This is a genomic window from Citrobacter sp. wls615 (assembly GCF_005281355.1).
GTDB lineage: Bacteria > Pseudomonadota > Gammaproteobacteria > Enterobacterales > Enterobacteriaceae > Citrobacter > Citrobacter werkmanii.
This window is the reverse complement of sequence record NZ_SZXM01000019.1, coordinates 19,203-40,596: the sequence shown is the minus strand read 5'-3', so window position 1 is coordinate 40,596 and position 21,394 is coordinate 19,203. Positions and strand designations below refer to the sequence as shown.

The window sequence follows — 21,394 nt, the reverse complement described above, 5'->3', positions numbered from 1 at the left end:
TGCTTCAGGCAGAGTTTACTCGGATGGGGTCTGTACCGTGCCTGAACTTGACGCTTTTTATTTAGCCCGTTTTCAGTTCGCCTTCACTGTCTCTTTCCATATTCTTTTTCCCGCGATTACGATTGGACTGGCCAGCTATCTGGTGGTGCTGGAGGGGATGTGGCTGCGCACGCGAAACAATCTCTGGCGCTCGCTCTATAATTTCTGGCTGCAAATCTTCGCCGTCAATTTTGGGATGGGTGTCGTATCCGGCCTGGTGATGGCTTATCAGTTTGGTACCAACTGGAGCGGCTTTTCGCAATTTGCCGGCAGTATTACCGGACCACTGCTGCTTTATGAAGTCCTGACCGCCTTTTTCCTCGAAGCGGGCTTCCTTGGCGTAATGCTATTCGGCTGGAACAAAGTATCTCCAGCGCTGCATTTCTTCACCACCTGTATGGTGGCGCTGGGCACGTTGCTATCTACCTTCTGGATCCTGGCTTCCAATAGTTGGATGCAAACACCTCAAGGTTTTAGCCTCGAAAATGGGCATGTCATTCCCCAGGATTGGCTGGCTATCGTATTTAATCCTTCCTTTCCGTATCGCTTATTGCATATGTCGATTGCTGCTTTTCTGAGTAGCGCGATGTTCGTTGGCGCATCTGCCGCCTGGCATTTACTGCGGGGTAACGATACCCCTGCCATTCGTAAAATGTTTTCGATGGCGCTGTGGATGGCTCTGATTGTCGCCCCTATTCAGGCGGTTGTTGGAGATATGCATGGCCTCAATACCCTTGAGCATCAGCCTGCAAAAATAGCGGCCATTGAGGGGCACTGGGAGAACCCCCCCGGAGAGGCAACGCCATTGACGCTGTTTGGCATGCCTGACATGGAGGAAGAGCGCACCAAATACGCTCTGGCGATCCCTGCGCTGGGCAGTCTGATTCTGACCCATAGTCTGGACAAGCAGGTTCCTGCGCTGAAGGATTTTCCCAAGGAAGATCGCCCCAACTCCGCGATTGTATTTTGGTCGTTTCGCATCATGGTTGGCATGGGCGTGTTGATGATCGTCCTGGGTATCTGCAGTGTCTGGTTACGTTGGCGCAAGCGCCTGTACCATTCCCGTCCATTCCAATGGTTTGCACTCTTGATGGGGCCTGCCGGACTATTGGCCTTATTGGCCGGTTGGGTGACCACGGAGGTTGGCCGCCAGCCCTGGGTCGTATACGGCTTTTTGCGCACCCGTGATGCCGTTTCGTTGCACAGTACAACGCAAATGGTCATCAGTTTGCTGGTATTTATCGTCGTTTACAGCACCGTCTTTGGCGTGGGTTACCACTACATATTCAGACTGATTAAAAAAGGTCCTCAGCCGGTCAGTGAACTGACCTCACAAACCGATGGCACCCCTGCGCGTCCGCTTTCCGCCGCAGAACCGGTAACGGATGAAGAGGAGAAAATCTGATGGACATCGATATCACCGTAATCTGGTTTATTATCATTGTCTTTGCCACGCTGATGTACATCGTAATGGATGGTTTCGATTTGGGCATTGGTATGTTGTTTAGCATTGTACATCCCCCCGGCGAACGAGATGTGATGGTGAACAGTGTGGCCCCCGTCTGGGACGGGAATGAAACCTGGCTGGTGCTCGGTGGGGCCGGTCTCTTTGGCGCCTTCCCTCTGGCTTATGCTGTGATTGCTGACGCACTGGCAATTCCACTCACGATGATGCTAATTGGGTTGATTTTTCGCGGTGTGGCGTTTGAGTTTCGCTTTAAAGCCACGCCGTCGCATCGGCTATTTTGGGACTACGCATTTGCCGGTGGATCGTTGCTGGCGACCGTGAGTCAGGGGATCGTTGTTGGCGCCGTGATTAACGGTTTCGATATAGCAGACCGTCGCTTTACCGGGTCGGCATTGGATTGGTTGACCCCATTTAATGTATTTTGCGGCCTCGGACTGGTTGCCGCCTATCTGTTACTCGGCAGCACCTGGCTGATAATGAAAAGCGATGGCGAGCTTCAGGAACGGATGCGTAAATTAACGCGCCATGTTCTGCTCGCTCTGCTGGCGGTTATTGCCGTGGTCAGCATCTGGACACCCCTTAACTTGCAATACATTGCAGAACGCTGGTTCACGCTACCTAATTTCTACTGGTTTGTGCCGGTCCCCATTCTGGTGACGATAATCAGCCTGTGGATTTGGCGTCTGAGCAGCGACAACACCAGCCATGCACGACCTTTTATCCTGACGCTGGGATTGATCTTTCTGGGATTTAGCGGCTTAGGTATCAGCCTGTGGCCCTATATTATTCCGCCGCATGTTACCTTGTGGGATGCAGCGGCTCCCCCTGCAAGCCAGATGTTTATGCTGGTTGGCACGCTTATTATTATTCCGGTCATTCTGATGTATACAGCATGGAGCTACTATGTCTTTCGCGGCAAAGTATCTGACGGAGAAGGCTACCATTGACCAGGATAGCGCGCCGATCGCCTGACTCATTGAAAACCTGAAATATATGTCCACAATGTTCCACTTTTACAAAGTGTTGGCGCACTTTATTCAAAGTTTTTAGAGAATTATGATTCTGTTGTATAATGCCCTGCACTTTACCTAAAAATACGAGTGCGACCATGATTGATACTTCTCTCCCCTTAACCGACGTCCATCGCCACCTTGATGGTAACATCCGTGCCCAAACGATTCTCGATCTGGGTCGCCAGTTTAATTTAACCCTCCCGGCACAGACGCTGGAAACGTTGATTCCTCATGTGCAAGTGACGTCAACCGAGCCTGATTTGGTCAGCTTTTTATCCAAACTGGACTGGGGCGTAAAGGTTCTGGCCTCGCTGGACGCCTGCCGCCGCGTCGCGTTTGAAAATATTGAGGATGCCGCACGCAACGGCCTGCACTATGTTGAACTACGTTTTTCCCCTGGCTACATGGCAATGGCCCACCAACTCCCTGTAGCAGGCGTGGTTGAAGCCGTAATTGCAGGCGTTCGCGAAGGCTGCAAAGCCTTTGGCGTTGAAGCGCGTTTAATTGGCATTATGAGTCGTACCTTCGGCGAAGCCGCCTGCCTGCAGGAACTTGATGCGCTGTTAGCACACCGTGATCATATTACTGCGCTGGATTTGGCCGGTGACGAACTGGGCTTCCCGGGTAGTTTGTTCCTGTCACACTTCAACCAGGCACGCGATGCAGGCTGGCATATCACGGTGCATGCCGGCGAAGCCGCCGGACCAGAAAGCATCTGGCAGGCCATAAAAGAATTGGGCGCTGAACGCATTGGCCATGGTGTTAAAGCGGTCGAAGATCGTGCGTTGATGGATTACCTCGCCGAGCATCGTATCGGCATTGAATCCTGCCTGACATCGAACATTCAGACCAGCACCGTCGCTGCGCTGGCGACCCATCCGCTGAAAACATTCCTTGAACATGGCGTTGTGGCCAGTCTGAATACGGACGACCCGGCTGTTCAGGGTGTCGATATTATTCACGAGTACACTATTGCCGCGCCTGCCGCAGGTTTAACTCGCGAACAGATCCGCCAGGCACAAATCAATGGTCTGGAAATGGCATTCCTGAGTAACGAAGAGAAACGTACGCTGCGCGAGAAAGTCGCCGCAGCGTAACGCTTATCCGGCCTACGTGGCGTTGCATTGTGGGCCGGATAAGATGCCAGGGCATCGCCATCCGGCATTTGCCTTATCAGGCAAGGCATAGCGTAGAGCGGTGTTTCGCGGACTCAATACCAAGCTCAATCAGCTCCATAATCTGGATCGCTTGTCTCGCCGGGACCGGGTTTTCACCGTTACCGTTCAGCGCATCACGGATGCCTGCATAGTATGCCGGGTAATTGCCCGGCACGGTCAGCCAGGTCTCTTCAACCCGCTCATCGCCTTCAACTCGCGTCAATACACCATCGCGCATGTCGTAACCCCAGTCTTCCTGAGGCAGACGCTCACCATTTTTCAGACGTTCTTCCTGTGGATCAAGACCATACTTGACGTAGCTCCCACGTGAGCCGTGCACGATATAGCGGGCCGATTCTGCGGCCGCCAGCATGGTTCCATGCAAAATCACACGACGCTGCGGATACGTCAGAATGGCATGGAAGTAATCTGTCGATTGCGCCCCCGGACGCAGTTGCGCCAGATCCACCGTCATACTGACCGGCAAACCAAACAGATTAATCGCCTGATCCAAAAGATGTGGCGCTAAATCATACCAAATACCGCTTCCCGGACCGCCTTGTTCACGCCAACGGTCACGAACCTGTGGGCGGAAACGATCGAAGTGGGATTCAAAATAGGCAACTTCGCCCAAAACACCATCCGCCAATAACGCTTTCAAAGTCAGAAAATCACTGTCCCAGCGCCGGTTATGGAAAACAGAGAGTACGCGTCCCAGACTACGCGCAAGTGCATCCAGCTCACGAGCTTGTGACAGTGTCACGGTGAAAGGTTTATCAACAACCACATGTTTACCCGCTTCCAGTGCAGCCTTCGCTAACGGGAAGTGCGTGTCATTTGGGGTAGGGATCACAATCAGGTCAATATTAGGATCGTTAAAAAGGTGCTTCGGTTCAGCAACAACCGTCACTGTAGGCCAGTCGGCCTTCACTTTTGCTTCATCACTACTGGACACCACAGCCAGTTCCAGGCCCGGTGTGCCCACAATCAGGGGGGCATGGAAGGTTTTACTGGCGTAACCATAGCCGATTAGCCCAACGCGGATGTTGTCACTCATGTTATTGCCTCTCAATTCAGACCGACCTATTTCACACCATACCTTGCAACGTCTCAATAGTTTAATAACCTTTGCGCTACAAAGGTTGTTTATTAACTTAAGTCAAACATATGCTTCTTAAGGCGAATTTGCCGCGAAAAAGTGGCAGAAATCGTTCCCAATCTTCTTGCTGTATTATGGAGAGATTAGTAACATTTGCGGCCTGTGTTTATGGATAAATCAAAGCAAATGTCATCAGTAATGAATCGCCTTATTGAGTTAGCAGGTTGGATTGTTCTTGCGGTCTCCGTGATCCTGCTGGGTATTGCCAATCATATTGACAATTACCAGCCACCGGAGCCAATTGCAGCAGTGCAGAAAAAATAAGCGTCATCAGCCTTTTTCGACCCGCAGTTCACATTCACGCATTGCTGGGTCCGGCTGTAAAAGATCCAATTCTGTCAAAAAAAGCGAATTATGCCGCATCCCGCTCCCGCGCGTATTGCCTGCGATTGCGAAGCGCGCTAACCTTGCCGCAAGCGTACATAGCGCCTGCTTTTTCACAGGTATGCATACTCTTCTTACATTTGCGCGCAAATCCGCTTTTACCTGTGCACATTGTTTATTTCTTAATATTTACTACTCCGTTGGTATTATTTTATATATGGATCGCTCTTTATGACTGTTCAGGATTACTTATTAAAATTCCGTAAAATTAGTTCACTCGAAAGTCTGGAAAAACTATTCGATCATCTTAACTACACGCTCACCGACGATAACGACATTATCAATATGTACCGTGCAGCAGACCACCGTCGTGCGGAGCTCATCTCCGGCGGTCGTCTGTTTGACGTCGGTCAGGTACCTAAATCAGTCTGGCATTACGTGCAATAAAGAAGAAAGTAGCGCTCAACGTTAAAAGCTTTATAATAATTGCCCCAAAATGAATGGCATGTTTGATCGCGCACGTAAACCTGGAGAAGAGATGACTACCACACCGGCACAACGTATCGGAGGCTGGCTACTTGGGCCATTGGCCTGGCTGTTAGTTGCGTTGTTGAGTGCTTCGCTGGCGTTGTTACTTTACGTCACTGCGCTGGCCACACCGCAAACCTTCCAAACGCTTGGTGAGCAAAGTACGACCAATTTGTTGTTATGGGGCGTCTCTTTTATTACGGCTATCGCCATGTGGTATTACACGTTATGGCTGACGATTGCGTTTTTCAAACGCAGAACCTGCGTGCCGAAGCACTATATTTTATGGCTGCTGATCTCTGTGTTACTGGCGATTAAAGCGTTTGCGTTTTCACCCGTCCCGGACGCCTTTGCCGTGCGCCAACTGCTGTTCCCTTTGTTAGCAGCAGCACTGCTGGTGCCCTATTTCAAGCGCTCACAGCGCGTTAAGTCGACGTTTGTGAACCCGTAATAACCCTACAGTTAACCTGTTGTCGCCTGTTGTAGATTGTCAGATAATAGGCGGCTTTTTTATTTCAGGCCGAAAAATGACTGATTACCTGCTGCTGTTTGTCGGAACTGTACTGGTCAACAACTTTGTACTGGTTAAGTTTCTGGGGCTCTGCCCGTTTATGGGCGTTTCCAAAAAACTGGAAACCGCAATGGGTATGGGCCTTGCCACGACGTTTGTCATGACGCTGGCCTCCATTTGCGCATGGTTGATTGATACCTGGATCCTCATTCCGCTCAATCTCATCTATCTGCGCACGCTGGCTTTTATTCTGGTCATCGCCGTCGTCGTGCAATTTACCGAGATGGTGGTCCGTAAAACCAGCCCTGCGCTATACCGCCTGTTGGGGATCTTCTTACCACTGATCACCACAAACTGTGCGGTGTTGGGGGTAGCGTTGCTGAATATTAACCTCGGCCATAACTTCTTACAGTCGGCGCTATACGGCTTTTCCGCCGCCGTCGGCTTCTCACTGGTAATGGTACTGTTTGCCGCTATTCGCGAACGTCTCGCTGTGGCAGACGTCCCTGCTCCGTTTCGCGGTAATGCGATTGCGCTGATTACCGCCGGTTTAATGTCATTGGCCTTTATGGGCTTTAGTGGTTTGGTGAAGTTGTAATGAATGCTATCTGGATTGCCGTTGCCGCAGTGAGTCTGCTGGGTCTGGCGTTCGGCGCTATTTTGGGTTACGCCTCGCGACGTTTTGCCGTTGAGGATGATCCGGTCGTGGAGAAAATTGATGAAATTCTCCCGCAAAGCCAGTGTGGGCAGTGCGGCTATCCGGGCTGTCATCCCTATGCTGAAGCGATCGGCTCGCAGGGGGAAAAAATCAATCGTTGCGCGCCCGGTGGTGAAGCGGTGATGTTAAAAATCGCTGCCCTGCTGAACGTCGACCCGCAGCCGATTGATGGTGATGAACAAGATGTGACACCCGTGCGTATGCTGGCGGTCATTGATGAAAATAACTGTATTGGTTGCACAAAGTGCATTCAGGCCTGTCCGGTCGATGCCATTGTGGGTGCAACCCGTGCCATGCACACAGTGATGAGCGATCTCTGTACCGGCTGCAACTTGTGCGTTGACCCATGTCCAACGCAATGTATCGAATTACGCCCGGTGGCTGAGACCCCCGATAGCTGGAAATGGGATTTAAACACTATCCCTGTGCGCATCATTCCTGTGGAACAACATGTTTAAGTTATTCTCTGCATTCAGAAAGAACAAAATCTGGGACTTTGATGGCGGCATTCATCCACCTGAAATGAAGACCCAGTCAAACGGTACGCCATTGCGACAGGTTCCGCTGGCGCCGCGATTCGTTATTCCGCTGAAACAACATATAGGCGCGCAGGGAGAACTGTGTGTCAACGTAGGCGACACCGTCCTGCGTGGCCAGGCGTTAACCATCGGACGCGGCAAAATGCTGCCGGTACATGCGCCAACGTCAGGTACCGTTGTGGCTATCGCGCCGCACTCCACCGCACATCCTTCGGCATTAGCAGAGCTAAGCGTCATCATTGATGCCGATGGCGAAGACCGCTGGATTGAGCGTGATGGCTGGGCCGATTACCGCTCCCGTAGCCGGGAAGAGCTTATTGCACGTATTCATCAGTATGGCGTCGCTGGCCTGGGCGGAGCAGGTTTCCCAACCGGCGTTAAGCTACAGGGCGGCGGTGATAAAATTGAAACCCTGATCATCAACGCCGCCGAATGTGAGCCGTACATTACGGCAGATGACCGCTTGATGCAGGACTGCGCGGCGCAGGTCGTCGAAGGTATCCGCATCCTCGCGCACATTCTTCAGCCGCGTGAGATCCTGCTGGGAATAGAAGATAACAAACCGCAGGCAATTTCCATGCTGCGTGCGGTGCTGGCCGATTCGCACGATATCAGCTTACGCGTGATCCCGACAAAGTACCCGTCAGGCGGCGCCAAACAGTTAACACAAATTCTGACCGGCAAACAGGTACCCCATGGCGGACGCTCCTCAGATATTGGCGTGCTGATGCAAAACGTCGGGACCGCCTACGCAATCAAACGCGCGGTCATTGACGGCGAACCCATTACCGAGCGTGTTGTGACACTTACAGGCGAAGCCGTCAGCCGTCCGGGCAACGTCTGGGCGCGATTAGGCACGCCGGTTCGTCATCTGCTCAACGACGCGGGTTTCTGCCCTTCCGCCGACCAGCTGGTCATTATGGGCGGGCCGCTGATGGGGTTCACGCTACCGTGGCTGGATGTACCGGTGGTGAAGATAACCAACTGCCTTCTGGCCCCCTCTGCCAGTGAAATGGGCGAAACGCCGGAAGAGAAAGGCTGCATTCGCTGTAGCGCCTGCGCTGATGCCTGCCCGGCGGATCTTCTGCCGCAGCAACTCTACTGGTTTAGTAAAGGGCAGCAGCACGATAAAGCCACAACCCACAACATCGCAGACTGCATCGAATGCGGCGCTTGTGCATGGGTATGCCCGAGCAACATTCCGCTGGTGCAGTATTTCCGCCAGGAAAAGGCCGAGATTTACGCTATTAGCCAGGAAGAAAAACGCGCCGCGGAAGCCAAAGCACGTTTTGAAGCCCGACAGGCGCGACTTGAGCGTGAGAAAGCCGCACGTCTTGAACGCCATAAAAGCGCTGCCGTACAGCCTGCGGCTAAAGATCATGATGCCATCGCCGCCGCGTTGGCTCGCGTAAAAGAGAAACAGGCTCAGACAATGCAACCGGTTGTTATTCAGGCTGGCGAAAAACCTGACAATAGCGCAGTGATTGCCGCTCGCGAGGCGCGTAAAGCACAGGCTCGTGCGGCCCGAGCGGAAAATTCAAACAAAATTGAAGACAGCAGCGCGAGTATCGATCCGCGTAAAGCCGCCGTTGAAGCGGCTATCGCCCGCGCCAAAGCCCGTAAGCTTGAGCAGCAGCCGGTGACTGAAACCGCTGAACCGGTGGATCCACGCAAAGCGGCAGTTGAAGCGGCTATCGCCCGCGCCAAGGCCCGTAAGCTTGAGCAGCAGACGGTGACTGAAACCGCTGAACCGGTGGATCCGCGTAAAGCCGCCGTTGAAGCGGCTATCGCCCGCGCCAAGGCCCGTAAACTTGAGCAACAGCCGGTTACTGAAACCGCTGAACCGGTTGACCCACGTAAAGCGGCAGTCGAAGCGGCTATCGCCCGCGCCAAAGCCCGTAAGCTTGAGCAGCAGTCGGTAACGGAAACAGCAGAACCGGTGGATCCGCGCAAAGCCGCCGTCGAAGCGGCAATCGCCCGCGCCAAAGCCCGTAAGCTTGAGCAGCAGCCGGTGACTGAAAGCGCTGAACCGGTGGATCCGCGTAAAGCCGCCGTCGCGGCCGCTATCGCACGCGCCCAGGCTAAAAAAGCCGCACAGCAGCAGGTTGTAAACGAGGAATAAATGGTATTCAGAATAGCAAGCTCCCCCTATACCCATAACCAGCGTCAAACATCACGCATCATGATGTTGGTGTTACTTGCTGCATTGCCGGGGATCGTCGCGCAGCTGTGGTTCTTTGGCTGGGGGACGTTGTTGCAGATCGTTCTGGCCGCCATTAGCGCTATCGCCGCCGAAGCGGTCGTACTTAAACTGCGTAAACAACCCATTGCGCCGATTTTAAAAGATAACTCCGCGCTCCTCACCGGGTTGTTGCTGGCCGTGAGTATTCCTCCGCTGGCTCCCTGGTGGATGGTGGTATTAGGCACGGTATTTGCCGTTATCATTGCAAAACAGCTGTATGGCGGCCTCGGACAAAACCCGTTCAATCCAGCGATGATTGGCTACGTCGTACTGCTTATCTCATTCCCGGTGCAGATGACAAGCTGGCTGCCGCCGCAGGAAATTGCAGCCACCGTACCCGGATTCTTTGACGCTCTGAATGTAATCTTTACCGGACATACCGCTGGTGGCAGCGATATGAACGCGCTCCGTATGGGAATCGACGGTATCAGCCAGGCTACGCCGCTTGATACCTTCAAGACATCTCTGCATGCAGGACGAACAATTGAACAGGTAATGCAGTACCCGATTTACAGCGGCATGCTCGCGGGCGCCGGATGGCAGTGGGTTAACCTTGCCTGGTTGGCTGGCGGCATTGTGCTGTTATGGCAAAAAGCGATTCGCTGGCATATCCCGGTTAGTTTCCTGCTGTCGCTCGCTATTTGCGCTACTTTAGGCTGGATTTTCTCGCCAGAGTCGCTGGCATCGCCTCAGTTACACCTACTCTCTGGCGCGACGATGCTCGGCGCTTTCTTTATTCTTACCGATCCCGTTACGGCATCAACCACCAACCGTGGTCGCCTGATTTTTGGCGCGCTTGCAGGTTTGTTAGTATGGTTAATCCGCAGTTTTGGTGGCTATCCCGATGGTGTGGCCTTTGCCGTGTTGCTGGCAAATATTACGGTTCCCCTGATTGATTATTACACCCGCCCTCGCGTGTACGGACATCGCTAAGGACAACATATGCTGAAAACGATTCGTAAACACGGTATTACTCTGGCGCTGTTTGCCGCCGGATCTACGGGGTTAACCGCGGCAATCAATCAATTAACCAAATCCACTATCGATGAACAAGCGGCGCTGCAACAAAAAGTATTGTTTGATCAGGTTCTGCCTGGCGATCGCTACAATAACGCGTTGTCTGAGAGTTGCTATCTGGTGAATGCGCAGGCGTTAGGTAAAGGGACTCACCGTGTATATATCGCGCGCCAGGACGATCGGCCTGTCGCGGCAATTCTCGAAGCCACGGCTCCAGATGGTTATTCTGGGGCTATTCAACTGCTGGTTGGTGTGGATTTCACAGGTACCGTATTGGGTACACGTGTGACTGAACATCATGAAACACCGGGGCTGGGCGATAAAATCGAACTGCGTCTGTCTGACTGGATCACCCACTTTAGCGGCAAAACGATCGGCGCGGGTAACGATGCCCACTGGGCAGTGAAGAAAGATGGCGGCGACTTCGACCAGTTTACTGGCGCAACCATTACACCTCGTGCGGTGGTTAATGCGGTGAAACGTGCGGGGCTGTATGCCCAGTCACTGCCTGCACAACTCCCTCAACTTAGCGCCTGTGGAGAATAAACCATGAGCGAAATCAAAGATGTCATTGTCCAGGGGTTATGGAAAAATAACTCCGCACTTGTGCAGTTACTTGGCATGTGCCCGCTGCTGGCGGTAACCTCTACCGCTACCAATGCGTTAGGCCTAGGACTGGCGACTACGCTCGTCCTGACGCTGACCAACCTGACCATTTCAGCCCTGCGTCGCTGGACGCCCTCTGAAATTCGTATTCCAATTTATGTCATGATCATCGCTTCCGTTGTGAGTGCGGTACAGATGCTGATTAATGCTTACGCTTTTGGTCTGTATCAGTCTCTTGGCATCTTTATCCCACTGATTGTGACTAACTGTATTGTTGTTGGTCGTGCTGAAGCCTTCGCGGCTAAAAAAGGCCCGGCATTATCCGCCCTTGATGGTTTCTCTATCGGTATGGGCGCAACTGGCGCCATGTTTGTTCTGGGTTCGCTACGTGAAATAATTGGTAACGGTACGCTATTTGATGGCGCAGACGGTTTACTTGGCAGTTGGGCTAAGGTATTACGCGTAGAGATCTTCCATACCGATACGCCGTTTCTGCTGGCTATGCTGCCACCGGGCGCGTTCATTGGCCTGGGCCTGATGCTGGCGGTGAAATATCTGATCGATGAGAAAATGAAGAAACGTCGTGCCGAAGCGGCTGTTGCAGACAGTCCGCTTGGTGAAACAGGGAATGTGTAATGAACAAAGCAAAACGGCTGGAAATACTGACACGCCTGCGTGATAACAATCCGCATCCGACAACTGAACTGAATTTTACATCGCCGTTCGAACTGCTGATTTCGGTCTTGCTCTCCGCGCAGGCCACCGATGTCAGCGTCAATAAAGCCACGGCTAAGCTGTACCCTGTCGCCAATACCCCTGCCGCTATGCTGGAGCTCGGCGTAGACGGGGTTAAGTCCTACATCAAAACAATCGGGTTATTCAACAGTAAAGCGGAGAACGTGATCAAAACCTGCCGCATTCTGCTGGAAAAACATAATGGTGAAGTGCCAGAAGACCGCGCCGCATTAGAAGCCCTGCCCGGTGTTGGGCGAAAAACAGCCAATGTAGTGTTAAATACCGCCTTTGGCTGGCCTACCATTGCGGTAGATACCCATATTTTTCGCGTCTGTAATCGCACGCAATTTGCGCCAGGCAAAAACGTCGAGCAGGTAGAGGAAAAATTACTGAAAGTCGTACCGAGTGAATTTAAAGTCGATTGCCATCACTGGTTAATCCTTCATGGCCGCTACACCTGTATTGCGAGAAAACCGCGCTGCGGTTCTTGCATCATCGAAGATCTCTGCGAATTCAAAGAGAAAGTTGATATCTGATACTAATGGGGCGTTCTCTTTGCCCCTTTGACACATAACGATTAGTTATGCACTCCCTAAACAATTTTTTCCCGTCGATGATGCCATTCAACTGCGCATATCTAACGCATTATTCTTGCGTATAAACACCTGAGCAGGTTAATCGTTTTTTTAGTAATAGAAATTTCTATCTATACGTGATGCAGATCACTCAGACAACACAATGTTAAATAATTTTTATTTTTTAGTTAAAGTGACAATCAGATGACCTTACTGAACAGTTTCTAAACAAAACATTACACTGGCTATTTTTCAGATAATGGCCTATATCACTGGATTCAACCGTAAATAGCAGAACATATCGCCGCATTGCGGTTTTTGGGTTGCTTAAACAGTGTAAAAATCTGCGATTTTTCAAATGAAGAAATTTAACGCTAGATAACATTTCTCTGTACCGATGATTTCACCACCCAGGATATATGTAACAGATTATTACAAACCACTTGTCTGAATGGTCAAGATAGTGAACATTACTTGCCGTTTCCCCTCCCACTATAACAATCGGACGGATGAACTTGATTCATCACGTACCTGAACACCCCCGTTGATATGGGATGTAAAAAAAGAGGTAAAAGTGTCTACTGCAAACAATAAACCAACAGAAAGCGTTAGTTTAAACGCCTTCAAACAACCGAAAGCGTTCTATCTCATTTTCTCGATAGAGCTGTGGGAACGTTTTGGTTATTACGGCCTGCAAGGGATTATGGCCGTCTACCTGGTTAAGCAACTGGGTATGTCAGAAGCGGATTCCATCACCCTTTTCTCGTCCTTTAGTGCACTGGTGTATGGTCTGGTTGCCATCGGCGGCTGGTTAGGCGATAAAGTTCTGGGAACAAAACGTGTCATTATGCTGGGCGCCATTGTTCTGGCCATCGGTTATGCGCTGGTTGCATGGTCCGGTCACGATGCTGGTATTGTTTATATGGGCATGGCGGCCATCGCGGTCGGTAACGGCCTGTTTAAAGCCAACCCATCCTCTCTGCTCTCTACCTGCTATGCAAAAGATGACCCGCGTCTTGATGGTGCATTTACCATGTACTACATGTCCGTCAACATCGGTTCATTCTTCTCTATGCTGGCAACGCCATGGTTAGCTGCGCGTTACGGCTGGAGCACCGCGTTCGCGCTGAGCGTCGTAGGTATGCTGATCACCGTGGTTAACTTCGCATTCTGTCAGCGCTGGGTTAAACAGTACGGTTCTAAACCTGACTTTGAGCCGATCAACTTCCGTAACCTGTTGCTGACCATCGTTGGCGTTGTGGTTCTGATCGCGATTGCGACCTGGCTGCTGCACAACCAGCAAATCGCCCGTATGGTTCTGGGTGTGATTGCCATTGGTATCGTATTTATCTTCGGTAAAGAAGCCTTCACCATGCACGGTGCTGCGCGTCGTAAAATGATCGTCGCCTTCATTCTGATGCTGGAAGCGATTATCTTCTTCGTGCTGTACAGCCAGATGCCGACCTCACTGAACTTCTTCGCGATTCGTAACGTTGAACACTCTATTCTGGGTATTGCTTTTGAACCTGAGCAGTACCAGGCGCTGAACCCGTTCTGGATCATCATTGGTAGCCCAATCCTCGCCGCTATCTATAACAAGATGGGTGATACGCTGCCGATGCCGACCAAGTTCGCGATTGGTATGGTGCTGTGCTCCGGTGCGTTCCTGATCCTGCCGCTGGGTGCGAAATTCGCCACCGATGCGGGCATCGTTTCCGTTAACTGGCTGATCATTTGCTACGGTCTGCAAAGTATCGGTGAGCTGATGATTTCCGGTCTGGGTCTGGCCATGGTGGCGCAGCTGGTTCCGCAACGTCTGATGGGCTTCATCATGGGTAGCTGGTTCCTGACCACTGCCGGTGCAAACATCATCGGCGGTTACGTCGCCAACATGATGGCAGTTCCAGAAAACGTGACTGACCCGCTGATGTCTCTGGAAGTCTACGGTCGTGTGTTCCTGCAAATTGGTGTTGCAACGGCGGTTATCGCTGTTCTGATGCTGCTGACGGCGCCGAAACTGAATCGTATGACTCAGGACGATGACGCTAATGAGAAAGCCTCTAAGGCCGCAACAGCGTAATTCTCAGGGAAACTCATTTTCAGGCCGCTAACTGTTGTTAGCGGCTTTTTTTTTGCCAGAGGTAGCACTACCATACGATAAACCTCAGCCAAAAGGAGTTACCGATGAAACTGTTCTACAAACCGGGCGCTTGTTCTCTCGCTTCCCACATCACACTTCGTGAGAGCGGTAAAGATTTCACGCTGGATGGTGTCGATTTGATGAAGAAACGTCTGGAAAACGGCGATGATTTTTTCGCGGTAAACCCAAAAGGACAAGTTCCCGCGCTGCTGCTGGACGACGGTACATTACTAACCGAAGGCGTCGCCATCATGCAATACCTGGCGGACACAGTGCCAGACCGCCAGCTCCTCGCCCCTACCAGCAGCCTATCCCGTTACAAAACCATCGAATGGCTTAATTACATTGCGACAGAACTGCATAAAGGTTTTACCCCACTGTTCCGTCCTGATACACCGGAAGACTTCAAGCCAACCGTTCGCGCACAGCTGGAGAAAAAAATGCAGTACGTGAATGAATCGCTGAAAGATGAGCAATGGATCTGCGGCCCACGCTTCAGCATTGCAGACGCTTATCTGTTCACCGTGCTGCGTTGGGCTTATGCGGTTAAGCTGAATATGGCAGGATTAAGCCATATCGAGGCGTATATGGCGCGTATGGCTGAACGCCCGGCGGTTGCCGCAGCGTTGAAGGCTGAAGGGTTGAATTAATTGGTGTTGCCGGGTAGCGCTTGCGGTTACCCGGCCTGTATACCCGATAAGCGTGAGCGCCATCGGGCATTGATTACAACTGCGTCGCGCTAAAGTAGTGTTCAGGCTTCGCGATACGATCCTGAGCGGCCACCACCTGCAACTCATACTCATGCATTTCTTTGGTGGCGATCATCACTTCATATACTGCCGCAGTCACATGCTCAAGCGCCTGCTGTAAAGACGCGCCCTGGAGCAGTTTCACCAGCAACAAGCCGCTGGTAACGTCACCCACGCCAACCGGCTGACGCGCGCCAAAATCGACTAATGGGCGGCTGATATGCCACGCCTGTTGCGCAGTGACCAACAGCATCTCGAAACGATCGGTGCTAATACCTGCGCGGGCCAGATGCTTCACCAGCACAATTTCTGGCCCCTGGGCGATCAGCTCACGGGCAGCCAGCACCGCTTCAGTCACATTGTGAACCGCATGTTCGCACAGAATTTCAAGTTCAACCAGGTTCGGGGCAATCATGTCGCTGGCGGGAAGCGCATGACGCACATGAAATTCCGCCACGCCCGGCGCGACGATACACCCTTTCTCCGGATGCCCCATCACGGGGTCACAAAAGTATTTTGCCCGCGGATTGGCCGCTTTCACTTGGCGCACAATACCCAGAATATGCTCACCCTGTTCTGCCGAGCCAAGATAGCCGCTCAGTACTGCATCACAGGTCTGGAGTTTATCGATATCGGCAATACCCTGCACGATTTCAGTCAGATGAGTCGGGGGCATAACGCAACCGGTCCATTTGCCGTACTGCGTGTGGTTAGAAAACTGCACGGTATTCAGCGGCCAGACATTTGCGCCAAGACGACGCATCGGAAATTCTGCCGCGCTGTTGCCCGCATGACCAAAAACAACGTGGGACTGGATGGCGAGGATATTTTTCATTTTACTTATCACAACCCTGAAAAAATAAAGGGGCGTAGTTTCCCACGCCCCTGCTAACTAAATCTTACTTCCAGCAAATCAGACAATAGTTCTTCTTGCCACGGCGCAGTAAGGTGTAGCGCCCGAAGAGGATATCACTCTCCTGGAAGAAATATTCCGGATCGGATTGCTTCTCACCGTTGATGGTCACCGCGTTAGACGCAATGGTCTTACGCGCCTGACCGCGAGACGGTTGCAGTTCGGAATCCACCAGCGCCTGCATCAGATCCGCACCTTTCTCCATCTCAATCATCGGCACGCCATCCTGCGCCAGCTGTTCGAAATCCGCTTCGCTCAAATCGCTCAGGTTGCCGTTGAACAAGCTTTCAGTAATGCGTTTTGCCGCAACCAGACCTTCTTCACCGTGAACCAGACGCGTGACCTGCTCAGCCAGAACATACTGGGCACGCGGTGCTTTACCACTATTCTTATCTTCTTCTTCCAGCGCATTGATCTCTTCAATATCCATGAACGTGAAGAATTTCAGGAAGCGATAAACGTCCGCATCGGCGGTGTTGATCCAGAACTGGTAGAATTTGTACGGACTGGTTTTCTTCGGATCCAGCCACACTGCGCCGCCTTCAGTTTTACCGAATTTGGTGCCATCCGCTTTGGTGATCAGCGGAACGGTTAAACCAAATACCTGATTCTGGTGCAGACGACGGGTCAAATCGATACCGGAGGTAATGTTACCCCACTGGTCAGAACCACCAATCTGCAGCGCCACGCCGTGCAGTTTATTCAGGCAGGCGAAGTCATAGCCCTGCAGCAGATTGTAAGAAAACTCGGTAAAGGAGATCCCCTGATCGTCACGGTTCAGACGTTGCTTAACCGCTTCTTTGTTGATCATCTGGTTAACAGAGAAGTGTTTGCCGATATCACGCAGGAAAGTCAGCACATTCATACCGCCAAACCAGTCGTAGTTGTTCGCAGCAATCGCCGAGTTGTCGCCACAGTCGAAATCAAGGAACGGTGCAACCTGCTTGCGGATTTTATCCACCCACTCCTGCACGGTGTCTTCGGTATTCAGTTTACGCTCGGCAGCTTTAAAGCTCGGGTCACCAATCAGACCGGTCGCGCCACCTACCAGTGCAACAGGCTTATGGCCTGCCTGCTGGAAGCGTTTCAGGCATAACAATGGAACCAGATGCCCCAAATGCAAGCTGTCAGCGGTAGGATCGAAGCCGCAATAGAGCGCGATCGGGCCTTGCGCCAGTCGCTCTGCTAACGCTTCCTCGTCCGTCACCTGGGCCACCAGCCCCCGCTCTTGCAATTGTTTAATCAAGTTACTGCTTGCCATCAAAATCTCCATGTATAAAACGACTGCACCTTTGCCGGTACACGACTTTTCGCCTGATGCGAAAGAAACATAGAATAAAGCGCCGGATTGATCAGCACCAGCGCTTAAAACAAGAATTTTGCATCTTTAGGGGGCCAGACGATCAATTTTCCACGCGTTATCTTCACGTTGGTATAAAAAACGATCGTGCAGACGATTTTCGCCGCCCTGCCAAAACTCCATTTGTTCAATACTCACGCGAAAGCCGCCCCAGAAACTGGGCAACGGAACTTCCCCTTGCTGAAACTTCTGCTTCAGCTCAAGGAATTTGCTTTCAAGTATGCCGCGAGCGGAGATCCGGCTGGACTGTTTAGATACCCAGGCGCCAATCTGGCTGTCGCGTGGGCGACTGTGGAAGTACTTCACCACCTCAAGCGTGGAAAGACGCTCAGCCTTACCGATCACCATCACCTGCCGTTCCAGGGTATGCCATGGGAACAACAGGCTGATACGAGGGTTATTCTCGATTTGATGTGCCTTGCGGCTACCGAGGTTGGTATAGAAAACCAGCCCTTTGTCATCATAATGTTTGAGCAACACGATGCGCTGATACGGCTGACCATTTTCATCGACGGTCGCAACAACCATAGCAGTAGGGTCTGCCAGTTTGGCATCGCAAGCTTGCCCCAGCCAACGCTCAAACAGCGCAAGGGGTTCGGCGGGAAGATCGTGGCGGCGAAGACCGCCTTTCGTGTATTCACGGCGCAGATGCGCGATTTGCTGCAATTCGTCGTTGTCAGACATGATGTTAGGCTACGGATTGTCAGTGGGTGACGCTATTGTGCGCCGCCCAGGTGAAAATCTCAACGCTTCGGGTTCTGTAACTGACAGTTATTTAGCACAATTCTGTCTCGTTTATAGACCGTTGCCTCGTCGCCTTTAGACCAGAAGACGTAGATACCATCCGTATAGCGCGCCCCCGATGCCGAGATGCCCTGTTTGAGGTTCAATAGTTGATTATCATAAACAAAGTTCACTTCCTGGCGCGTATTGTTCAGCTTCACGGTAAGCGGTTTTTCGTCACAACGGTATTCGAGCGTGTCGGTTTGCATACGTTCAACAAATTGGTTGTACACGCTGCACCCGCTAAGCAGTACCGGCAGACATACTAACAACAGTTTTTTCATAGCCCTATCCTGAAGACTTTCCTGGTCCCGGAGGGTAATCGCACCCTCCCTAATATCCCTAGTTTACCGGCATACCGCGCTGAATAATTTCAGTTAACTCTGAGTTCGTGGATTGGCAGGATAAATCGCCCCTAACACGCTCGGCTCTGACGCTCCGGTCACAGAAGGTAAATTTCCCGGTAATCCGGCCAGCGTTCGCCACGCCAGCCAGGCAAAGGCTAACGCTTCCATATCGTCGCCGCTAATCCCGGCGTCATCGGTAGAAGTGACTTCGGTACCTGGTAATAATGCTGCCAGACGCATCATCAGCAGAGGATTACGACTTCCGCCGCCACATACCATGAGTCGATCACAGCCGCCGCTTAACAGGACCTGCTCTGAAATGGTGACTGCCGTCAGTTCGGCAAGCGTCGCCTGTACATCTCGTGGGCTGATTCCCGGGAACTGCGCCAGATGACGCTCTATCCAGCCGTAATTGAAATACTCACGGCCTGTGCTTTTGGGCGCTGGCGCGGAAAAATAAGGGTCGTTAAGCATGTTTTGCAGTAACGGCAGGACCACCGTTCCTGAAATGGCCCACTGTGCATCTTTGTCGTAGGGTTGGCCGCATTGTCGCCAGATCCAGGCATCCATCAGCATATTGCCCGGCCCGGTGTCGTATCCGCGAACGGGTTGTTGCGGAATAAGCAGAGATAAATTGGCAATTCCGCCGATGTTCAGCACCATCCGCCGTTCCGTAGGATGGGCCAACAGTGCCTGATGAAACGCAGGAACTAACGGCGCGCCCTGCCCACCGAGCGCGATATCACGCCGACGAAAATCGCCGACGACGGTTATCCCGGTACGCGCGACAATCTGGTTGTTATCCCCAATTTGTAGCGTGTGCGGCGCAGCGCCGTTCGGTTCATGCCACACGGTTTGTCCGTGGCAACCAATCGCTACGATATCCTGCGGTTTCAATTTTTCCTTCGCCAGCAGCGCATTTACCGCCTCGGCAAAAAGATAACCCAGTTGCGCGTCCAGTTGTCCAAACTGAGAAAGCGTAAGCTGCTGCCCCTGGCAGATATCAAGAATCGCCTGTTTTACATGAATGGGGATAGGCCAGGTCAGACTCGCCTGCTGTGCAACCATCGTTTCATCTATTGTCGCCAGCACAACATCGACGCCATCAAGGCTGGTTCCAGACATAACACCGATAAAACGGCCCGATTTCATACGTCATCCTTTTAAGCAAATTAGCCTTGACACTCAACCATAAAGTGCAGACTAATGCCATGCTTCCTGAATGATTTTTGAGAGGAAATCATGTCAATGGTCGCTTAATTACATCAATTATATGAATGATTCGTTTATACTCGGTTGATCCGATTTCGGTTAAGATTTTCATATTGTGCCAGTGGCACATGTGACCTCAGGCTCACAAATGCCATATAATTTAACCATGATGGGGCTTTATTAGCGTTTCGTGGTGACAAAGGAGATTTGTAAATGATTAAACGTGTGCTGATTGTTTCATTAATGGGCGTATCTTTAGCGGGCTGCGTGAACAATGATAGCCTTTCCGGCGACGTATATACCGCATCCGAAGCGAAACAAGTTCAGAACGTTACCTACGGTACGATTGTTCATGTTCGTCCGGTGCAAATCCAGGGTGGCGATGACGCAAACGTAATTGGTGCTATCGGCGGTGCGGTGCTCGGCGGGTTCCTGGGTAACACCGTCGGCGGCGGTACGGGTCGTTCATTAGCAACGGCTGCAGGCGCAGTTGCCGGTGGCGTCGCGGGTCAGGGCGTACAAGGCGCGATGAATAAAACCCAGGGTGTCGAACTGGAAATCCGTAAGGATGATGGTAATACCATCATGGTGGTTCAGAAGCAGGGCGCGACCAAATTCTCTGCTGGTCAGCGCGTTGTTATGGCGAACAACGGCAGCCAGGTTACCGTGTCTCCACGTTAATCGAATTTACGTGTGGTCAGGCGCTGGCCACACGTTATCTCTCGTCTCAGCCCTGCGACTGCAGTTCAATAATATTGTGTTCCAGTCTGGCGACCAGTTTAATCAGCAGATCAATTTCCTCAGCTGAAATCCCTTCCAGAATCTCTCCACGTGTCTTGTTGATAACCGCTTCCATGTCTGCGATCAGTGGCTCGGCTTTCTCAGTCAGTTTAATTCTCTTTGCCCGACGATCGCTGGCGCAAGTCTGTCGTGAAATGAGTCCCTTTTCTTCCAACTGGTCGAGCGTACGTACCAGCGAAGGCTGTTCGATGCCAATCGCTTTAGCCAGTTGGATCTGCGATTGATCCGGCGGCAACTGATGAATGTTGTGCAGCGTAACCCAATGCGTCTGCGTCAACTCCAGAGGTTTCAGGCGATGGTCAATCAGAGCACGCCAAATGCGCACCAACCGTGCCAGATCAGAACCTAATGGCGATTCCAATTTCATCTCCTTATAATTAGCTTGCTAAGTTATTGTGCTGATTTTAGAATAGTGTGCAGCATTTGTATTCTCAAAACAAATGTATTGCCAAATTTGC

Annotated in this window: 23 protein-coding genes; 16 read left to right on the top strand and 7 right to left on the bottom strand. The window is 51.8% G+C overall.

What is annotated here, in order from left to right; translation table 11 throughout:
* Positions 1–37 precede the first annotated feature (37 nt).
* The 3 genes from FDX04_RS05480 to add all read left to right on the top strand — a co-directional run bounded on the left by FDX04_RS05480 (position 38) and on the right by add (position 3,617).
* A complete protein-coding gene (locus FDX04_RS05480) occupies positions 38–1,444 on the top strand; it encodes a cytochrome ubiquinol oxidase subunit I (RefSeq protein ID WP_137370554.1) in 1,407 nt (468 codons plus the stop codon).
* The gene (gene cydB / locus FDX04_RS05475; RefSeq protein WP_137370553.1) at positions 1,444–2,454 is read left to right on the top strand and encodes a cytochrome d ubiquinol oxidase subunit II; all 1,011 of its coding nucleotides are present in this window, start codon (positions 1,444–1,446) and stop codon (positions 2,452–2,454) included. Before FDX04_RS05480 ends, cydB begins: the two co-directional genes overlap by 1 nt.
* A 161-nt stretch (positions 2,455–2,615) precedes the next feature.
* Positions 2,616–3,617 carry an adenosine deaminase gene (add, locus tag FDX04_RS05470; RefSeq protein WP_042308602.1) on the top strand — a complete coding sequence of 334 codons (1,002 nt, stop codon included), beginning with the start codon at positions 2,616–2,618 and terminating at the stop codon, positions 3,615–3,617.
* A 76-nt stretch (positions 3,618–3,693) separates the two neighbouring features.
* Here add and FDX04_RS05465 read toward each other — a convergent pair whose 3' ends face one another.
* Entirely contained in the window at positions 3,694–4,734 is a 1,041-nt protein-coding gene (locus FDX04_RS05465; protein WP_042308603.1) for an oxidoreductase, read from the bottom strand.
* A gap of 240 nt (positions 4,735–4,974) precedes the next feature.
* On the opposite strand from FDX04_RS05465, the gene blr reads away from it, so the two are divergent.
* The 12 genes from blr (at position 4,975) to gstA (ending at position 15,421) form a co-directional block, all read left to right on the top strand.
* Positions 4,975–5,100 (top strand): division septum protein Blr, encoded by a 126-nt coding sequence (blr, locus tag FDX04_RS05460; RefSeq protein ID WP_038643149.1) that lies wholly within the window; start codon positions 4,975–4,977, stop codon positions 5,098–5,100.
* A 291-nt stretch (positions 5,101–5,391) separates the two neighbouring features.
* Positions 5,392–5,607, top strand: coding sequence for a transcription modulator YdgT (gene ydgT, locus FDX04_RS05455; RefSeq protein WP_008784684.1), 216 nt, complete (start codon positions 5,392–5,394; stop codon positions 5,605–5,607).
* A 91-nt stretch (positions 5,608–5,698) separates the two neighbouring features.
* A complete protein-coding gene (locus FDX04_RS05450) occupies positions 5,699–6,139 on the top strand; it encodes a DUF2569 domain-containing protein (RefSeq protein WP_038640418.1) in 441 nt (146 codons plus the stop codon).
* A 76-nt stretch (positions 6,140–6,215) separates the two neighbouring features.
* Positions 6,216–6,797, top strand: coding sequence for an electron transport complex subunit RsxA (gene rsxA / locus FDX04_RS05445; RefSeq protein WP_003029144.1), 582 nt, complete (start codon positions 6,216–6,218; stop codon positions 6,795–6,797).
* The gene (gene rsxB, locus FDX04_RS05440) at positions 6,797–7,375 is read left to right on the top strand and encodes an electron transport complex subunit RsxB (RefSeq protein ID WP_032943340.1); all 579 of its coding nucleotides are present in this window, start codon (positions 6,797–6,799) and stop codon (positions 7,373–7,375) included. Before rsxA ends, rsxB begins: the two co-directional genes overlap by 1 nt.
* Positions 7,368–9,578, top strand: a complete 2,211-nt coding sequence (gene rsxC / locus FDX04_RS05435) for an electron transport complex subunit RsxC (protein WP_137370552.1) — start codon at positions 7,368–7,370, stop codon at positions 9,576–9,578. The genes rsxB and rsxC overlap by 8 nt, the downstream gene beginning before the upstream one ends.
* Complete coding sequence (gene rsxD / locus FDX04_RS05430) at positions 9,579–10,631, top strand: electron transport complex subunit RsxD (protein ID WP_137370551.1); 1,053 nt, start codon at positions 9,579–9,581, stop codon at positions 10,629–10,631.
* A gap of 9 nt (positions 10,632–10,640) precedes the next feature.
* Positions 10,641–11,261: an electron transport complex subunit RsxG gene (rsxG, locus tag FDX04_RS05425; protein ID WP_061381400.1), complete on the top strand. Its 621-nt coding sequence runs from the start codon at positions 10,641–10,643 to the stop codon at positions 11,259–11,261.
* Between the two features lie 3 nt (positions 11,262–11,264).
* Positions 11,265–11,957, top strand: coding sequence for an electron transport complex subunit E (locus FDX04_RS05420; protein WP_137370550.1), 693 nt, complete (start codon positions 11,265–11,267; stop codon positions 11,955–11,957).
* On the top strand, positions 11,957–12,592 hold the full coding sequence (gene nth, locus FDX04_RS05415; RefSeq protein WP_038640407.1) for an endonuclease III: 636 nt from the start codon (positions 11,957–11,959) through the stop codon (positions 12,590–12,592). Before FDX04_RS05420 ends, nth begins: the two co-directional genes overlap by 1 nt.
* A gap of 613 nt (positions 12,593–13,205) precedes the next feature.
* Entirely contained in the window at positions 13,206–14,711 is a 1,506-nt protein-coding gene (dtpA, locus tag FDX04_RS05410) for a dipeptide/tripeptide permease DtpA (protein ID WP_137370549.1), read from the top strand.
* 104 nt (positions 14,712–14,815) lie between these two features.
* Positions 14,816–15,421 (top strand): glutathione transferase GstA, encoded by a 606-nt coding sequence (gene gstA / locus FDX04_RS05405; protein WP_137370548.1) that lies wholly within the window; start codon positions 14,816–14,818, stop codon positions 15,419–15,421.
* Between the two features lie 73 nt (positions 15,422–15,494).
* Here the strand turns inward: gstA and pdxY are convergent, their stop codons facing one another.
* From pdxY to anmK, 5 genes are all read right to left on the bottom strand, one after another.
* Positions 15,495–16,355 (bottom strand): pyridoxal kinase PdxY, encoded by an 861-nt coding sequence (gene pdxY / locus FDX04_RS05400; protein WP_137370547.1) that lies wholly within the window; start codon positions 16,353–16,355, stop codon positions 15,495–15,497.
* A 64-nt stretch (positions 16,356–16,419) separates the two neighbouring features.
* Positions 16,420–17,694, bottom strand: a complete 1,275-nt coding sequence (gene tyrS, locus FDX04_RS05395; protein WP_032939770.1) for a tyrosine--tRNA ligase — start codon at positions 17,692–17,694, stop codon at positions 16,420–16,422.
* Between the two features lie 126 nt (positions 17,695–17,820).
* Complete coding sequence (pdxH, locus tag FDX04_RS05390) at positions 17,821–18,477, bottom strand: pyridoxamine 5'-phosphate oxidase (RefSeq protein WP_137360098.1); 657 nt, start codon at positions 18,475–18,477, stop codon at positions 17,821–17,823.
* A gap of 59 nt (positions 18,478–18,536) precedes the next feature.
* Positions 18,537–18,860, bottom strand: coding sequence for a C-type lysozyme inhibitor (gene mliC / locus FDX04_RS05385; protein WP_042308632.1), 324 nt, complete (start codon positions 18,858–18,860; stop codon positions 18,537–18,539).
* 93 nt (positions 18,861–18,953) lie between these two features.
* On the bottom strand, positions 18,954–20,075 hold the full coding sequence (anmK, locus tag FDX04_RS05380) for an anhydro-N-acetylmuramic acid kinase (protein WP_079224337.1): 1,122 nt from the start codon (positions 20,073–20,075) through the stop codon (positions 18,954–18,956).
* A 273-nt stretch (positions 20,076–20,348) separates the two neighbouring features.
* On the opposite strand from anmK, the gene slyB reads away from it, so the two are divergent.
* A complete protein-coding gene (gene slyB, locus FDX04_RS05375; RefSeq protein ID WP_003029175.1) occupies positions 20,349–20,816 on the top strand; it encodes an outer membrane lipoprotein SlyB in 468 nt (155 codons plus the stop codon).
* A gap of 46 nt (positions 20,817–20,862) precedes the next feature.
* On the opposite strand, the gene slyA is transcribed toward slyB, so the two are convergent.
* Positions 20,863–21,303: a transcriptional regulator SlyA gene (gene slyA / locus FDX04_RS05370; RefSeq protein ID WP_019076732.1), complete on the bottom strand. Its 441-nt coding sequence runs from the start codon at positions 21,301–21,303 to the stop codon at positions 20,863–20,865.
* Positions 21,304–21,394: the final 91 nt, after the last annotated feature.

What these genes read in the sequence shown, in the direction of transcription:
- rsxC (WP_137370552.1), top strand. Translation starts at nt 7,368, where the DNA reads ATGTTTAAGTTATTCTCTGCATTCAGAAAGAACAAAATCTGGGACTTT.
- ydgT (WP_008784684.1), top strand. Translation starts at nt 5,392, where the DNA reads ATGACTGTTCAGGATTACTTATTAAAATTCCGTAAAATTAGTTCACTC.
- rsxD (WP_137370551.1), top strand. Translation starts at nt 9,579, where the DNA reads ATGGTATTCAGAATAGCAAGCTCCCCCTATACCCATAACCAGCGTCAA.
- FDX04_RS05420 (WP_137370550.1), top strand. Translation starts at nt 11,265, where the DNA reads ATGAGCGAAATCAAAGATGTCATTGTCCAGGGGTTATGGAAAAATAAC.
- slyB (WP_003029175.1), top strand. Translation starts at nt 20,349, where the DNA reads ATGATTAAACGTGTGCTGATTGTTTCATTAATGGGCGTATCTTTAGCG.
- gstA (WP_137370548.1), top strand. Translation starts at nt 14,816, where the DNA reads ATGAAACTGTTCTACAAACCGGGCGCTTGTTCTCTCGCTTCCCACATC.
- pdxY (WP_137370547.1), bottom strand. Translation starts at nt 16,355, where the DNA reads ATGAAAAATATCCTCGCCATCCAGTCCCACGTTGTTTTTGGTCATGCG.
- nth (WP_038640407.1), top strand. Translation starts at nt 11,957, where the DNA reads ATGAACAAAGCAAAACGGCTGGAAATACTGACACGCCTGCGTGATAAC.
- tyrS (WP_032939770.1), bottom strand. Translation starts at nt 17,694, where the DNA reads ATGGCAAGCAGTAACTTGATTAAACAATTGCAAGAGCGGGGGCTGGTG.
- FDX04_RS05465 (WP_042308603.1), bottom strand. Translation starts at nt 4,734, where the DNA reads ATGAGTGACAACATCCGCGTTGGGCTAATCGGCTATGGTTACGCCAGT.
- anmK (WP_079224337.1), bottom strand. Translation starts at nt 20,075, where the DNA reads ATGAAATCGGGCCGTTTTATCGGTGTTATGTCTGGAACCAGCCTTGAT.
- rsxB (WP_032943340.1), top strand. Translation starts at nt 6,797, where the DNA reads ATGAATGCTATCTGGATTGCCGTTGCCGCAGTGAGTCTGCTGGGTCTG.
- pdxH (WP_137360098.1), bottom strand. Translation starts at nt 18,477, where the DNA reads ATGTCTGACAACGACGAATTGCAGCAAATCGCGCATCTGCGCCGTGAA.
- rsxG (WP_061381400.1), top strand. Translation starts at nt 10,641, where the DNA reads ATGCTGAAAACGATTCGTAAACACGGTATTACTCTGGCGCTGTTTGCC.
- rsxA (WP_003029144.1), top strand. Translation starts at nt 6,216, where the DNA reads ATGACTGATTACCTGCTGCTGTTTGTCGGAACTGTACTGGTCAACAAC.
- mliC (WP_042308632.1), bottom strand. Translation starts at nt 18,860, where the DNA reads ATGAAAAAACTGTTGTTAGTATGTCTGCCGGTACTGCTTAGCGGGTGC.
- slyA (WP_019076732.1), bottom strand. Translation starts at nt 21,303, where the DNA reads ATGAAATTGGAATCGCCATTAGGTTCTGATCTGGCACGGTTGGTGCGC.
- blr (WP_038643149.1), top strand. Translation starts at nt 4,975, where the DNA reads ATGAATCGCCTTATTGAGTTAGCAGGTTGGATTGTTCTTGCGGTCTCC.
- add (WP_042308602.1), top strand. Translation starts at nt 2,616, where the DNA reads ATGATTGATACTTCTCTCCCCTTAACCGACGTCCATCGCCACCTTGAT.
- FDX04_RS05450 (WP_038640418.1), top strand. Translation starts at nt 5,699, where the DNA reads ATGACTACCACACCGGCACAACGTATCGGAGGCTGGCTACTTGGGCCA.
- cydB (WP_137370553.1), top strand. Translation starts at nt 1,444, where the DNA reads ATGGACATCGATATCACCGTAATCTGGTTTATTATCATTGTCTTTGCC.